This window comes from Roseobacter sp. HKCCA0882 (genome assembly GCF_037805225.1).
Taxonomy (GTDB): domain Bacteria; phylum Pseudomonadota; class Alphaproteobacteria; order Rhodobacterales; family Rhodobacteraceae; genus M30B80.
In genome coordinates, this window is the sequence record NZ_JBBLYI010000002.1 from 121,680 (window position 1) to 135,940 (window position 14,261).

General features: G+C 56.7%; 12 protein-coding genes and 2 riboswitches. Of the genes, 2 read left to right on the forward strand and 10 right to left on the reverse strand.

The window, feature by feature from the left end; genetic code table 11:
* The first annotated feature begins 211 nt into the window (after positions 1-211).
* Positions 212-736, forward strand: coding sequence for a DUF4329 domain-containing protein (locus AAC622_RS08850; protein ID WP_340261732.1), 525 nt, complete (start codon positions 212-214; stop codon positions 734-736).
* A 3-nt stretch (positions 737-739) separates the two neighbouring features.
* Here AAC622_RS08850 and gcvP read toward each other — a convergent pair whose 3' ends face one another.
* From gcvP to AAC622_RS08900, 10 genes are all read right to left on the reverse strand, one after another.
* Positions 740-3,580 carry an aminomethyl-transferring glycine dehydrogenase gene (gcvP, locus tag AAC622_RS08855; protein ID WP_340261734.1) on the reverse strand — a complete coding sequence of 947 codons (2,841 nt, stop codon included), beginning with the start codon at positions 3,578-3,580 and terminating at the stop codon, positions 740-742.
* 22 nt (positions 3,581-3,602) lie between these two features.
* Complete coding sequence (gcvH, locus tag AAC622_RS08860; RefSeq protein ID WP_340244695.1) at positions 3,603-3,965, reverse strand: glycine cleavage system protein GcvH; 363 nt, start codon at positions 3,963-3,965, stop codon at positions 3,603-3,605.
* Between the two features lie 17 nt (positions 3,966-3,982).
* Positions 3,983-5,086, reverse strand: a complete 1,104-nt coding sequence (gene gcvT, locus AAC622_RS08865) for a glycine cleavage system aminomethyltransferase GcvT (RefSeq protein ID WP_340261737.1) — start codon at positions 5,084-5,086, stop codon at positions 3,983-3,985.
* A 66-nt stretch (positions 5,087-5,152) separates the two neighbouring features.
* Positions 5,153-5,218: riboswitch (glycine riboswitch) on the reverse strand.
* Between the two features lie 3 nt (positions 5,219-5,221).
* A riboswitch (glycine riboswitch) is annotated at positions 5,222-5,313 on the reverse strand.
* Between the two features lie 93 nt (positions 5,314-5,406).
* Positions 5,407-6,159 carry a LamB/YcsF family protein gene (locus AAC622_RS08870; RefSeq protein ID WP_340261739.1) on the reverse strand — a complete coding sequence of 251 codons (753 nt, stop codon included), beginning with the start codon at positions 6,157-6,159 and terminating at the stop codon, positions 5,407-5,409.
* The gene (locus AAC622_RS08875) at positions 6,156-7,172 is read right to left on the reverse strand and encodes a 5-oxoprolinase subunit C family protein (protein WP_340261741.1); all 1,017 of its coding nucleotides are present in this window, start codon (positions 7,170-7,172) and stop codon (positions 6,156-6,158) included. The genes AAC622_RS08870 and AAC622_RS08875 overlap by 4 nt, the downstream gene beginning before the upstream one ends.
* The gene (locus AAC622_RS08880) at positions 7,169-7,921 is read right to left on the reverse strand and encodes a 5-oxoprolinase subunit B family protein (protein WP_340261744.1); all 753 of its coding nucleotides are present in this window, start codon (positions 7,919-7,921) and stop codon (positions 7,169-7,171) included. Before AAC622_RS08880 ends, AAC622_RS08875 begins: the two co-directional genes overlap by 4 nt.
* Before the next feature lie 77 nt (positions 7,922-7,998).
* Positions 7,999-9,324 carry a glutamate--tRNA ligase gene (gene gltX, locus AAC622_RS08885; protein ID WP_340261746.1) on the reverse strand — a complete coding sequence of 442 codons (1,326 nt, stop codon included), beginning with the start codon at positions 9,322-9,324 and terminating at the stop codon, positions 7,999-8,001.
* Positions 9,325-9,414: 90 nt separating this feature from the next.
* Positions 9,415-9,966: a 2OG-Fe(II) oxygenase gene (locus tag AAC622_RS08890; protein ID WP_340252579.1), complete on the reverse strand. Its 552-nt coding sequence runs from the start codon at positions 9,964-9,966 to the stop codon at positions 9,415-9,417.
* Positions 9,967-10,071: 105 nt separating this feature from the next.
* Positions 10,072-11,601, reverse strand: a complete 1,530-nt coding sequence (locus AAC622_RS08895) for a cryptochrome/photolyase family protein (RefSeq protein WP_340261749.1) — start codon at positions 11,599-11,601, stop codon at positions 10,072-10,074.
* The gene (locus AAC622_RS08900) at positions 11,595-12,275 is read right to left on the reverse strand and encodes an SDR family NAD(P)-dependent oxidoreductase (protein ID WP_340261752.1); all 681 of its coding nucleotides are present in this window, start codon (positions 12,273-12,275) and stop codon (positions 11,595-11,597) included. The genes AAC622_RS08895 and AAC622_RS08900 overlap by 7 nt, the downstream gene beginning before the upstream one ends.
* A 323-nt stretch (positions 12,276-12,598) precedes the next feature.
* Between AAC622_RS08900 and AAC622_RS08905 the strand changes: the two genes are divergently transcribed.
* Positions 12,599-14,164, forward strand: a complete 1,566-nt coding sequence (locus AAC622_RS08905) for a 2-isopropylmalate synthase (RefSeq protein ID WP_340261755.1) — start codon at positions 12,599-12,601, stop codon at positions 14,162-14,164.
* Positions 14,165-14,261 lie beyond the last annotated feature (97 nt).

Here is a 14,261-nt window from a genome sequence, read left to right on the forward strand (position 1 = left end):
AGCCGCCCCGCTGCGGGGCGGCTTTCTCTCGGGTGAATTCTGACGATGAACCCGAACGCTGCATTCATTTTCAACTCCGTGAGCGCAGACCCCACACTCGCCAATCTTAAGAAACACGACATGAGTTCCTAGATTTCCCAAACCTAAGCTCTGGTTTACTCCCCCAATTCCTTTATCTTATAGGCAACTGGTTCAGGGAGCACCGCCCAAGATGAAGTTGACCCTTGCAAGTCTGTTCGTTGGCCTATGCCTCGGCCTGCCCGCCCATGCGCAAGATGCGGATGAACAGCAATTGGTCATGGCACTGATGCACTCCATGAACCGCCATTCCATCACCTATAACCGCGAGGTCTGTGGCTACGTCCTGCGCGATCAAGCGGGGCGCTTGTCCAGTTCGAAATCCAGTTGGGGCGGGCGCGACAGTTGCGCGATGATGGAGGCGCCTGCGGGGATGCGGATTATATCCTCTTGGCACACCCATGCTGCTTTTGATCCGCGCTATGATAATGAGGTGCCCTCCACGATTGATGTTGAGGGCGATATGAGCCGTGGCACGAATGGATGGGTCGCCACCCCTGCGGGGCGGTTATGGTTTATTGATGGCCAGAGGGGCGTGATGCGTCAGGTCTGCGGCGAGAATTGTCTGCCCGCAGACCCAAATGTTGTCTCAGAGCCACATCCCGAAGCAGCCAAAACCTACACGCTCGATCAGCTGTATCGCCGCTTCGGGGGTTAGGGCCTATTCCGCCGCGTCCAGATAATCTGTGACGGGCGGGCAGGTGCAAATCAGATGCCTGTCGCCATAGACATTGTCCACGCGGTTCACGGGCGGCCAATATTTATCAACGCGGAACGCCCCCGCAGGGAAGCAACCCACCTCGCGGCTATAGGCGCGCTCCCATGGGCCAACCAAATCTTCGACCGTATGGGGCGCATGGCGCAAGGGGCTGTCTTCGGCGGCGATTTTGCCCGCCTCGACATCGGCAATCTCCGCCCGAATAGCGAGCATTGCATCGCAGAAGCGGTCAATCTCCGCCTTGGTTTCGCTTTCGGTTGGTTCGACCATCAATGTGCCTGCCACAGGCCAACTCATCGTGGGCGCGTGAAAACCGTTATCCATCAGACGCTTGGCGATATCATCGACCGTCACGCCCGCCTCGGCAAAGGGGCGGCAATCAAGGATGCATTCATGCGCGATATGCCCGCCCTGCCCTGTGAAAAGGATCGGATAGGCATCCGATAGGCGCTTGGCGATGTAATTGGCATTGAGAATTGCGATTTTGGTGGCCTGCGTCAGACCTGCCCCACCCATCAATTTGATATAGGCATAAGAAATCGGCAAGATCGAAGCCGAACCATAGGGCGCGCCCGACACAGGCCCTTGGTCGCTGTCCAATTCTGGATGTCCCGGCAGATAGGGGGCAAGATGCGCCTTCACGCCAATCGGCCCCATGCCCGGCCCGCCACCACCATGCGGGATGCAGAAGGTTTTGTGCAAGTTCAAGTGGCTCACATCTGCCCCGATCTCACCGGGTTTGGACAGGCCCACCATGGCGTTGAGGTTCGCACCATCCAGATAGACTTGGCCCCCATGGGCATGAGTGATCTCACAAATCTCGCGCACCGTGCCTTCAAACACGCCATGGGTGGACGGATAGGTGATCATGCAAGCGGCCAGACGATCACCCGCCGCCTCGGCCTTAGCGCGGAAATCTTCAAGATCAACATCACCGTTTTCCGCAGATTTGACCACAACCACATCCATTCCCGCCATCTGTGCAGAGGCAGGGTTGGTGCCATGTGCGGAAACAGGGATCAGACAGATCTTGCGATGATGATCCCCGCGCGCCTGATGATAGGCGGCAATGGTCAAAAGGCCTGCATATTCACCTTGCGCACCCGAATTGGGCTGCATCGACATCGCATCATAGCCTGTGATCTCGCACAGATAATCCGACAGGGCCGCCAGCATTTGCGCATAGCCCTCGGCCTGATCTTGTGGCGCAAAAGGGTGCAGCCCGCCAAATTCGGGCCATGTGATTGGCATCATCTCAACCGCGGCGTTCAGCTTCATCGTGCAAGAGCCAAGCGGGATCATGGCACGATCCAGTGCCAAGTCACGATCCGACAGGCGGCGCATATACCGCATCATCTCGGATTCCGCGCGGTTCATGTGGAAAATCGGATGGGTGAGATACTCTGTTTCCCGCAAGAGCGCGTCAGGGATAGATGGCGCTTCAACCGCATCCAAAAGCGGTGTGCCAAACGCCTCACAGACCGCGGCCAAATGGGCTTCGGTTGTCACCTCATCCACGGAAATACCAATCCGATCTTGACCAACATCACGCAGGTTGATCCCCCGCGCCACAGCCGCGGCCATGATCCGCGATTGTTTGGCCCCGACCTTGACTGTGATCGTGTCAAAATAGCTTTGCGTCAGCGGCGCAAAGCCGCCCGCCTCCAGACTTTTGGCGAGACGCGCTGCGTGCAAATGCACCCGCTGCGCAATCGCGCGCAATCCGCGCGGGCCGTGGAACACCGCATAAAGCGAGGCCATGACGGCCAAAAGCGCCTGCGCAGTGCAGACATTCGAGGTGGCTTTCTCGCGGCGAATATGCTGCTCGCGCGTCTGCAAGGACAGCCGATAGGCACGGCGCCCCTGCGCATCGACCGATACGCCAACAAGCCGACCCGGGATGGCCCGCTTATAGGCCTCGCGACAGGAAAGAAATGCTGCGTGCGGGCCACCATATCCCAGCGGCACACCAAAGCGTTGCGCTGAGCCCACCGCGATATCGGCGCCAATCGCCCCAGGCTCGCGCAGAACTGTTAGGGCCAGCAAATCCGTGCAAACAATCGCCACGGCATTTGCAGCATGCAAGGCCGCAACTTGCGCAGATGGATCATGGAGATCCCCAAATGTGCCTGGATATTGAAAAATCGCACCAAAGACCGTGCTTGCGTCCATATCCTTCGGATCGCCCATAATCACCTCAATCCCCAAAGGTTCTGCACGGCGCTGCATCACGGCAATATTTTGCGGGTGGCAATTTTGGTCGATGAAGAAACCACGCGCCTTTGATTTTGCAACGCGCTCGGCCATCACCATCGCTTCGGCGCAGGCGGTGGCCTCATCAAGAAGCGAAGCATTGGCAATCTCAAGCCCTGTTAAGTCAGCAACCATCGTCTGGAAATTGAGCAGGGCCTCAAGGCGGCCTTGGCTGATCTCAGGCTGATAGGGGGTATAGGCCGTATACCAAGCAGGGTTTTCCAAGACATTGCGTTGGATCGCAGGCGGGGTATGGATGTTGTAATACCCCTGCCCAATCATCGAAACCATGACCTTATTCTTGGCTGCAATCTCGCGCATATGCGCCAGCAATTCCGCCTCAGACATCGCCGCCCATTCAAGTGGCTTGGTCTGACGAATATCCTTCGGCAATGTTTCATCAATCAGCGCATCCAAATCTGGTGCACCGATCACCTTTAACATCTCTGCCATTTCGGCAGGGGAAGGCCCGATATGGCGGCGATTGCCAAAATCGGTTGGATCATAGGTTTCACGCATCCACTTTGTCATGTCTCACACCTGCTCGGGGGGCTTATTCGCCAATGAAATCTTTGTATTCATCCTCGGTCATGTAGGCATCGACCGCAGAGAGATCGTCTACCTTCATCTTAAAGAACCACGCCTCACCGGTGGGATCGTCATTGACCAAAGAGGGGTTATCAACCAAGGCGTCATTGACCTCGACAATCTCACCATCCAGCGGGGCCAAGATGTCAGAGGCTGCTTTGACAGATTCAATAACCACAACCTCATCACCCTTCGCGGCTGCAGTCTCAAGCTCTGGCAATTCTACGAAAACCACATCACCCAATTGAGTGGCCGCGTGTTCGGTGATGCCGACCACAACCAGATCACCATCGACCAACAACCATTCATGTTCTTCTGTGAAACGCATTTGGATGTCTCCCTGTCTTATCGTTTGTAGGATGTTTTGAAAAATGGCAGATCAACCTGCCGCATAGGATGTCGTTTGCCACGCAATTCGCCCCAGATTGGCGCATCTGCATCCGTGTCAGATTGCACCAGCGCCATCGCAATCGGGTGACCCAGGCTTGGGCTAAACCCACCCGAAGTGATCTCGCCGATTTGTGTTTGGCTTGTCTCTGACAAAAACAGGGGCACACCGCCGCGCATCGGCGCGCGCCCCTCTGGCACAAGACCGATCCGTTTGCGCGCAGCTTCACCCGCAAGATGAGAGGCAATTACCCCAACGCCCAAAAACCCGCCCGCCTTGGCCCCATCGGGGCGGCGTGATTTGGAAATACCCCAAGACAAGCCTGCCTCAACTGGGGAAATGGTTTCGGAAAGATCGTTGCCATATAAGGGCAGGCCCGCCTCCATCCGCAGACTGTCACGCGCCCCCAAACCAATGGGCCCAACCTCATCCATCGCCAATAAAGCGCGGGCGAAGGCATTGCAGACGGGAACAGGCACGGAAATCTCAAACCCATCCTCGCCCGTATAGCCAGAACGGCTCAGCCACAGCTCCGAACCTTGCCATGTCAATCTGCGCACATCCATAAAGCGCAGTGTCGCTACATCAGGCAGCAGACGCGCAAGCGCGCTTTCGGCCAGTGGCCCCTGCAAAGCCAAAAGGGCACGGTCAGTGATGACCTCAAAGCCCGTCAAATGTTTCTCAAACAGTGCCAAATCCTCGGCGCGGCGGGCGGCATTGATCACGATAACGAAACAATCTTCATAGCGCGCGATCATGAAATCATCGACCAAACCACCCGCCTCATTGGTGAGGAAACCATAGCGCTGGCGACCCTCTGCGAGGCCTTCAACCTCAATGGGCGCGATCCGCTCAAGTGCCGAAGCTTGATCTAAGGGCAGCCGCACCTGCCCCATATGCGAGACATCAAACAGTCCCGCCTTTTCGCGCGTCCAAAGATGTTCGGCCATCACGCCCGCAGCATATTGCACGGGCATAGAGTAGCCCGCAAAAGGCACGAATTTTCCGCCTAGTTCTGCGTGAAGCCCCTTAAGTGGCAGTTCCAAAAGTCCCGCGGCCATCAACCCTCCAACACCCCGAGATGTACTCGGAATCGGTTACGCCGAAAAATCGGCTGTCGATGCCCCCTCTGTCCTTTCGCCTGAGATCGTTATCCCTTCGGCGGATGCGCAACACCGCATCACTCTCCAGAGTTTTCGCACATACAGGTTCTTTTGCCTGAGAGTTTACCGGGGCGGTTGCTCCTTCGGCCTTGCGCAAGTGGCGCAATGTCTCCCTGTATATGCGTCTATCATAATTAATGCCGCGCAGAGCATCAAGAATAATCGCACCATTTACGACTATTGCGCCATAAAAAACGGCAGAACCTTCGCAGAAGCAATTAAAATTGCGCGATTTGGATATTCTCCGCCTCAAGGCGCGTGCGCAAATTACGGGCAATCTCAACCGCCTGCGGCGTATCCCCATGCAGGCAGATTGTATCAATTTGTGTGGGGATGCGGGTTCCATCCTCGGCAATAATCGCGGCCTCCTGCAACATCGCCAAAATGCGTGTCGCGACCTGCTCTGGATCATGGATCACCGCGCCTGCAATTTTGCGATCTTGCAGGCGGGCATTTGGCAAATAGGCCCGATCCGCAAAAATCTCGCGCGCGATTGGGGCACCGATGGCAAGGGCCGCTTCTTCCTGATCTGTGCCAGCAATCACCATAACGATCAGGTCAGGATCCGCCCGCAACGCCCCTTCATAGGCGGCGCGTGCAAGGGCCGCATCATCAGCCGCCATGTTGGCCAAGGCCCCATGCAATTTGACATGGCGCAAGCGCCCCCCCGCCGCGCGCGCCATCGCCATGGCAGCGCCTGTTTGATAGGTTACCATATTGGCCACCTCTGCATGGCTCATCTGCATCGGGCGCCGTCCAAACCCTTGCAAATCAGGAAACCCCGGATGCGCGCCTAAGCCCACGCCACGCGCCACTGCAGCTGCCATGGATTTTAGCATCTGATCGGGATCGCCCGCGTGAAAGCCGCAGGCGATATTGGCCGATGAAATCACATCCATCATCGCCGTATCAGCCCCCATTGGCCAAGGGCCAAAACCTTCGCCTAAATCGGCATTGAGATCGACCTTCATCCCTCGTCCTCCCCAGCGGTGACACCGCTGATCAATTGCATTGCCAGAAGATCGCCTGCCTCGCGCGGGTCACGCAAAACTGGCTTACACATGGCCCCAAGTTGCGCGCGCACAGCCTGTGCGGTGCGCTCAATCTCTACCGCCTCGCCGTGGCTGATCATCTGAAACCTGACCTCGGCCCCGCTTGAGAGTTGCGCCAAGCGCGGCAAATCACAAGGCAGAACCTGCGCGATCCGTGGATAGCCCCCTGTCGTCTGGCTTTCGGCCATCAAAACATAAGGTGTTCCATCGCCTGTGATCTGGATATCCCCCTCCATCACAACATCAGAAAGGATATTGCGCGCGGCCTCAGGTGCGAAATTGGGCGCATCGAGCGCGGCCAACCGCACCCCCATCCGATTGCTGCGCGGGTCGCGCGTGAAACTTGTATTTTGAAACGCCGCTAACAGATCAGCTCCGAACATATCACTTTGTAGGGTCGGCAAAATGCGAATGACACCGCCCGCACTGCGATCTGCCACATTTAGGGACAGGCCTGCTCGGGTCGCGGAGGATGCGCCAAAGGGCAGTTCCGCCCCCGCGCAAATTGCCGCGCGCAGGCCTGCGGCCAAATGCGTTCCGCGCCCCTGCAAGATCAATGGTGGCTCAAATCCGCCTGATATATGCAGATACCCATAAACTCCGCGCATGACAGGCCCGATCTGCAGTTTCGCGCCCGCAGGCACAGCATGGGTTGCATTCCATGCCAAAGCACGCCCATCCAAATCCGCGCGCATCTCGGCCCCCGTCAGCGCAATGACGCAGTCGCGGGTGGCGCTAAAGACACCGCCGAACCCTGCCATCTCTAACGCTGCAAAGTTGGGCGATTGCCCTAACAAGGCCGCGCCATCTGCCATCGCTGCTATATCTATCGCCCCGCCGCGCGACACACCTTGGGCGACATAGCCGTGCCACCCCAAATCCTGCACAGTCACGGCAGGCCCTGATTGGTGAAAAAGAAAAGTTGCCGTCATGGCAGAGCCCGCCGTACAGCACCGCCATATGGCGCGGCGGCACATGACGTCTCAAATTCCGCCTCAGAAACAGGCCGAAGTGCAATTTCGTCTCCCGCCCGCAACATGAAGGCGGGGTCACGCGCGGGGTTAAACAGGCTGAGGCCCGTTTGACCAATATGCAGCCAGCCCGTTGGCGATGGCACGGAAAACAGAACAATCTGGCGAATTGCTGCAACCAACGCCCCTTTTGGCACCTGCGGATTTAGGGTTGCCTGTCTTGGGAAGTCCCAATTGGGTGGCAACTCTCCCAAATAGGGCTGTGACGGCGCAAACCCGATTGCCTGAACCCGAAGCGGGGTTGCACACAATTCTGCAACCGCCTCAGCCTGACTGACACCTGCGAGCGAACAAGCCTGTTCGAATTCTGGGCCATATGCACCGCCAAAACAGGCAGGCACCTCCCAAAGCGCGCGCCCCTGAGGCAGGGATGCAGCATACCAATCGCGCTGCTTAAGAACCGCCGCGAGATCCTCGCGGAGTGCTTCAGGGGATGCAAGCAGCGGGTCATACCGCAAAAGGACAGATTGCAGGGCGGTTGAGACTTCCAAAACCCCCGCCAGACCTGCGGCAGTCACCTCAGCAGCGAAGGCAAGGCTTGCGCGATTGCCTGCTTCGCTCAATTGATCGCCAAAGCGCACAACCAGTCCAGCATAACCCGTCTGGCAAATCTCGGGGAATTTTGGCGGTTTTGCGGCTTGCGCGTTCACGAGAACCTGAACCTTTCTATTTGCCACCCCAATGGTGATTAGGGTGGCATGAAAAAGGCAGTGCTTTCAACAGGCGCTTACAGCGTGGGCTTGTTTTGCAGCAACTGCAAAAGATCGGCCATTTCAGGCCCGCGCTCACGCCCTGTCACAGCTTTGCGCAGCGGCATGAAAAGGGATTTCCCCTTGCGTCCCGTGGCGTCTTTCACCGCGTTCGTCCAGTTCAACCATGCCTCTGGCCCGTAAGGTGGCTCAGGCAGCAGGGCGAGGGCCTCGGCAATGAATGCTTGATCCTCTGCGTCTACCAATGGGGCCGCACCATCACGGCACAGCTGCCACCACCCCGCCAGATCATGCAGCGTGGTGATGTTTTCACGCGTCACCTGCCAGAATAGGGGTGCGAGATCATCTGGCACCCCCGCAGCCCGCACCGCATCTGCCACCACGCTTAAATCTTGCGCTGCCAGAATGCGTGCGGTCAGCGGATATAAATCATCAACATCAAATTTTGTCGGGGCCGCGCCAAAATGCGCCAAATCAAATCCAGTAGCCAACTCATCAAGACTGCTTGCAATCTCAACAGGTTGGGAGGATCCAAGCCGCGCCATCAACGACAACAACGCCATAGGATGCACCCCTGCTGCGCGCAAATCGCGCAAGGCCAAAGTGCCAAGTCGTTTCGATAACGCCTCACCCTGCGGGCCTGTCAAAAGTGAATGATGCGCGAAGTTAGGCGCAGCAAAGCCAAGGGCAGCCATAATCTGGATTTGTGTCGCTGTGTTGGTCACGTGATCCGACCCGCGCACAACATGGGTGATGCCCATATCTGTGTCATCGACCACCGAGGCCAATGTATACAAAAACTGCCCATCTTGACGGATCAAAACAGGGTCAGACAGGCTGGCCGCGTCAATCGACAAATCGCCCAAAATACCATCCGTCCACTCGATCCGTTCTTGATCCAACAAGAACCGCCAAACGCCCATACCACGCTCCGCGCGCAATGCATCGCGCTCGGTCTCGCTCAATTTAAGCGCAGCGCGATCATAGACGGGCGGCTGCCCCATATTCAGTTGTTTTTTGCGCTTAAGGTCGAGTTCTGTGGGCGTTTCAAACGCCTCGTAAAATCGTCCTTTGTCGCGCAAGTCTTGGGCGGCGGCCTCGTATCGATCAAGCCGCGCCGATTGGCGCTCCTCCTGATCCCAAGTCAGGCCCAGCCACTCCAAATCTTCGCGGATCGCATCCGCATATTCCTGCTTTGAGCGTTCGGGATCCGTATCATCAAGGCGCAAGATAAATTTGCCGCCTGTGCGCCGCGCAATCAGGTGATTGAACAAAGCCGTGCGCAGGTTGCCAACGTGCAAATAGCCAGTTGGGGACGGCGCAAAACGGGTGACTGTTGTCATGCTCGAAATCTCCTGTGTATCAAGCGCCCCGTGTTTCACAGCCCATCAGATTTGTCCATATCGCTGCGGGTGAGATGTTGCGAAATCCCATTAGCGAAAGCTTGGGCCGTGACACCACAAGGTCAGCGAATGGCGCGTGCCTTTGGTGACGGGCGTCACCCGATGCAACATGAAAGACGGAAACATCACCGCATCCCCACGCCCGCGTGCGGCAGTCACAGTGTGGTTGCTTGGCATGATCTGCAAATCCCCGCCCTGATATCCCACCCCTGCATCAAGTTGGATGACAATGGTTAATTTGCGCCGCGCGGCCAATCGGCCATCCCCAATATCGGAATGCCAATCAAAATGACCTTCGCGGCTGCTGTCATATCGGGCAACCTGTGGGCTTTCGGAAAAATCGGTGATGTCGAAATCAAACATCTCACGATTGGCCACGCGCACAAGATCAATCGCGCGCTCGGTCACCCATTCGCATCCCTCGACCTCGTCCAACCAAACCAGATCCGCACGGCGCACATTATGGTGCTGCGCTAGTCCCACCAGTTTCGCATCGCGGGTAGGGGCAGACGCGATCTGATCCAAAATACGCAGACATTCAGCCTCGGTGAATGCCGCGGGGGCAGCGTAAACATCCATCATGTCAGAAACCCATCGCACCACCCTGCCCCGATCCCAATGATCGGCAGGAGGCACCATTAAGCTATGTGCAAAATCCCACGGGTTTGGGAAGCCCCAAAATGATCCTCACAATTGATCAAGCCGCGCCAAATTGGCCTCGGCTGTCTCAAGGGTTGCGGCGCGTGTATCGGCATCCATCTTAGCCCAAACGCGATACATTTGCGCCATACGCGGATTTTTTGCGAATTTTTCTTTGTTTCGGATCAAGAAATGCCAATAGAACGCATTAAAGGGGCAGGCTTGCGCCCCAATTTTTTCTTTCACCTTATAAGCGCAACGCCCACAATGATTTGACATCTTATGGATATAATTGCCGCCCGAGACATATGGTTTTGAGGCCACAATGCCGCCATCGGCGAATTGGCTCATCCCAATCACATTGGGAGCTTCGACCCATTCAAAGGCATCGGCATAAACCGCCAGATACCATTCATGCACCTCTTTGGGATCAACCCCCGCAAGAAGCGCAAAATTCCCCGTCACCATCAAGCGTTGGATGTGGTGCGAATAGGCATGGTCACGCGTTTGCAGGATCGCATCCCGCAGACAGGCCATGTCCGTATCGCCCGACCAGTAAAACGCAGGCAAGCTACGGCTATGCCCAAGCGCGTTGCGCGATGTGTAATCTGGCCCCTCAAAGAAATAAATGCCGCGAATATATTCACGCCAACCAATGATCTGGCGAATGAACCCCTCGACCGAATTTAGGGGCGCCGTTCCTTTGCGGTAGGCTGCCTCAGCCGCCTCACAAATCTCGCTCCAATTCAACAGCCCAATGTTCAAATACATCGACAAGATCGAATGGTTCAGAAACGCCTCGCCCTGCACCATTGCATCTTGATACCGCCCAAAATCAGGGAGGCGGTTCTGGATGAAATCTTCTAACGCAACCAAAGCCTCGGCGCGGGTTGTCGCAAACCAAAAGGGGCGCAAGCGGCCAAAATGTGCGCCAAATCGCAACTCAACCAGATCAAGCACCTCAAGGACGGTTTCATCTGGTTCAAATTGCGGGGGCATACGATTGGACAGCCCTTCCTTTGGCGGTTCGCGATTGTCATGGTCGAAGTTCCATTTTCCCCCTTCAGGGTGATCACCCGCCATCAAAATCCCTGTTTTGCGGCGCATTTCGCGGTAAAAAAACTCCATTCGCAATTCTTTACGCCCTTCCGCCCAATCGGCGAATTCTGAGGCATGACACAAAAAACGATCATCAGGAAATTGATGAACGGGGATTGGGCAATCCTCCAAGGCGGCAATCACGCGCCATTCGGCAGGGGCTGTGGCAATCGCCTCTTGTGCGCCGGTTTCAGCAGCGCGGCGGATGACTTCACCCACCAAGGATTGCGCATTTTGCGCATCGTCAAGGCGGGTGTATGCGACAGACCAGCCATCATTCCGCAATTCTTGCGCGAATTTGCGCATTGCTGCAAAGATCAAGGCAATTTTTTTGGGATGATGCGGCACATAGCTCGCTTCATCCCACACTTCAGCCATGACCACGATGTCGCGGGATTTATCTGCTTCGCGCAACGCCACGATAGCGGGACTTAATTGATCCCCTAAAATCAGGATCAAGCGGGGCGGGGAATTCACCATGGCACAGGCTCGCCTTTCCAATCGAAAAACTGGCCTGTTTGCGCGGGGCCGATCCCTGCCAAAACACGCGCGATATTCGCGGCGGCCTCCTCGGGCGCAACGGCAGGATGGCGCCCAAGATAGTTTTCGGTGAATTTTGTGCGCACTGTGCCAGGATGTAGGGCAATCAAGGCCGCGCGTTTGTGACTGCGCGCCAATTCAATCGCCCCTGTCCGCACGATCTGATTGACCGCAGCCTTTGCCGCCCGATAGCCATACCACCCGCCGGCGCGGTTATCCCCGATCGATCCCACCCGCGCGGACAAGACGGCACAGACGCCCGCGCCCTGCTGATCCATCAAGCGCGGCACATGGCGCAAGATCAAAGCGGGGCCAATGGCGTTGATCGCAAATTGCCGCGCAAGCGCGTCTGCATTGACGTGGCTTAAAGATTTCTCAGGACCTTTGCCGTCAATCTCAAGCGCCCCTGTGGCGACAACGACCAAATCAAATGGGCCAGTTTGTGCCGCTAAATGGGCCTCGACTGTGGCAGGCGCGGTCAGATCAAAGCCGTCCTCGCGGCGCGACAGGCTAGACACCTCAGCACCACTTTCGCGATAATGGGCAACCAATGCGCGCCCGATGCCACCTGATGCGCCCACAATGAGAACGCGCTGAAATCTATTCTCTGTCATAGGGCGTGATGTAGGGGGCGGCGCAGGCGGGGCAAGTTTGACATTGGGGTGAAAAAGGGGGTTTTCATCCCTGATCTTGCGCGGCATAGTCTGAGCATCATGACCAAGACTGCGATACATATGACAGCGATGCACAGCCGCCCAGCAGGCGGCCTAAACGCATTGCTAGCGCTTCTTCTTAGCCGCCTCTGAGCGTGCCAGTCGGCGCGACCGCTCAGGGGGGATTTAGCGCCGAAAGCTTCACCAAAACAAAGCATCATTGATTGACAAGGCCGCTTTGCAGATGCACAGGGCCGCAAAAGACTGGCTGGGGAGAGAACCCAATGACGAACGATAAAAACCGCGTCTTGATTTTTGACACGACATTGCGCGATGGCGAACAAAGCCCAGGCGCGACCATGAGCCATGCTGAAAAGCTCGAGATCGCAGCCCTTCTTGACGAGATGGGTGTTGATATCATCGAGGCTGGCTTTCCAATTGCCTCAGAAGGTGATTTTGCGGCTGTCTCCGAGATTGCCAAGCAAACCCAAAATGCCACGATCTGCGGCCTTGCGCGTGCGAATTTCAAAGACATTGACCGCTGCTGGGAGGCGGTTCGCCACGCCAAAAGCCCGCGCATCCACACGTTTATCGGCACCTCGCCCCAACACCGCGCGATCCCGAACCTCTCGATGGATCAAATGGCCGAGCGCATCCACGAGACGGTCAGCCATGCGCGCAATCTTTGCCACAATATCCAATGGTCGCCGATGGACGCCACCCGCACCGAATGGGATTATCTCAAGCGCGTTGTAGAAATTGCCATCAAGGCAGGCGCGACCACCATCAACATCCCCGACACAGTCGGCTACACAGCCCCCCGCGAGAGCGCGCGCCTGATTGAACGCCTTATCGCGGATGTGCCTGGCGCAGAGGATGTCATCTTCGCCACCCATTGTCACAATGACCTCGGCATGGCGACCGCCAATGCCTTGGCCGCAGTGGAAGGCGGGGCGCGTCAGATTGAATGCACCATCAACGGCTTGGGTGAGCGGGCAGGAAACACCGCCCTTGAGGAGGTCGTGATGGCCATGCGCGTGCGCAATGACATCATGCCCTATCACACCCGCGTGGATGCTAAGAAAATCATGCACATCTCGCGCCGCGTTAGCACAGTTTCAGGGTTTGCTGTGCAGTTCAACAAGGCGATTGTCGGTAAAAATGCCTTTGCGCATGAATCGGGCATCCACCAAGATGGAATGCTGAAATCGGCCGATACGTTCGAAATCATGCGCCCCGAGGATATCGGCCTCTCTGGGACATCGCTGCCACTGGGCAAGCACTCTGGTCGCGCGGCCTTGCGCGCAAAGCTCAGGGATTTGGGCCTTGAATTGGCCGATAATCAGCTCAATGATGTATTCGTGCGCTTCAAAGCATTGGCAGACCGCAAGAAAGAAGTGTTTGACGATGATATCATCGCCTTGGTGACAGATGCAGGCGCCATTGATGCCTCTGACCATCTGGAACTGAAATTCCTGCGTGTCATCTGCGGCACCGAAGCCCCCCAGAATGCGGATCTGGTGATCCGTGTGGGAGATGAAGAAAAAACTGTTGTGGCAACGGGTGATGGCCCTGTGGATGCCGCCTTTAATGCCGTCAAACAAGCCTTCCCACATTCGGCCCGTTTGCAACTTTACCAAGTGCATGCGGTGACCGAAGGCACCGATGCGCAAGCCACCGTCTCGGTGCGGATGGAAGAAGAGGGACGCATTGCAACCGCGCAATCAGCAGATACCGATACCGTTGTGGCAAGCGTGAAGGCCTATATCAACGCGCTCAATCGTCTGATCCTGCGGCGTGGGAAAGCGGGCGGCGACCGCAAGGAGGTTTCCTATCGGGACGCAAACTAAGCCAATCCTAAAATCCGCCCCACATTTGGGGCAGATTTTTGCTACAACCATCGGCGGTTTGGTAAAAACGCCCTTATTGTTCTTTACCTTACCATGG

What these genes read in the sequence shown, in the direction of transcription:
- AAC622_RS08850 (WP_340261732.1), top strand. Translation starts at nt 212, where the DNA reads ATGAAGTTGACCCTTGCAAGTCTGTTCGTTGGCCTATGCCTCGGCCTG.
- gcvP (WP_340261734.1), bottom strand. Translation starts at nt 3,580, where the DNA reads ATGACAAAGTGGATGCGTGAAACCTATGATCCAACCGATTTTGGCAAT.
- gcvH (WP_340244695.1), bottom strand. Translation starts at nt 3,965, where the DNA reads ATGCGTTTCACAGAAGAACATGAATGGTTGTTGGTCGATGGTGATCTG.
- gcvT (WP_340261737.1), bottom strand. Translation starts at nt 5,086, where the DNA reads ATGGCCGCGGGACTTTTGGAACTGCCACTTAAGGGGCTTCACGCAGAA.
- AAC622_RS08870 (WP_340261739.1), bottom strand. Translation starts at nt 6,159, where the DNA reads ATGAAGGTCGATCTCAATGCCGATTTAGGCGAAGGTTTTGGCCCTTGG.
- AAC622_RS08875 (WP_340261741.1), bottom strand. Translation starts at nt 7,172, where the DNA reads ATGACGGCAACTTTTCTTTTTCACCAATCAGGGCCTGCCGTGACTGTG.
- gltX (WP_340261746.1), bottom strand. Translation starts at nt 9,324, where the DNA reads ATGACAACAGTCACCCGTTTTGCGCCGTCCCCAACTGGCTATTTGCAC.
- AAC622_RS08890 (WP_340252579.1), bottom strand. Translation starts at nt 9,966, where the DNA reads ATGATGGATGTTTACGCTGCCCCCGCGGCATTCACCGAGGCTGAATGT.
- AAC622_RS08895 (WP_340261749.1), bottom strand. Translation starts at nt 11,601, where the DNA reads ATGGTGAATTCCCCGCCCCGCTTGATCCTGATTTTAGGGGATCAATTA.
- AAC622_RS08900 (WP_340261752.1), bottom strand. Translation starts at nt 12,275, where the DNA reads ATGACAGAGAATAGATTTCAGCGCGTTCTCATTGTGGGCGCATCAGGT.
- AAC622_RS08905 (WP_340261755.1), top strand. Translation starts at nt 12,599, where the DNA reads ATGACGAACGATAAAAACCGCGTCTTGATTTTTGACACGACATTGCGC.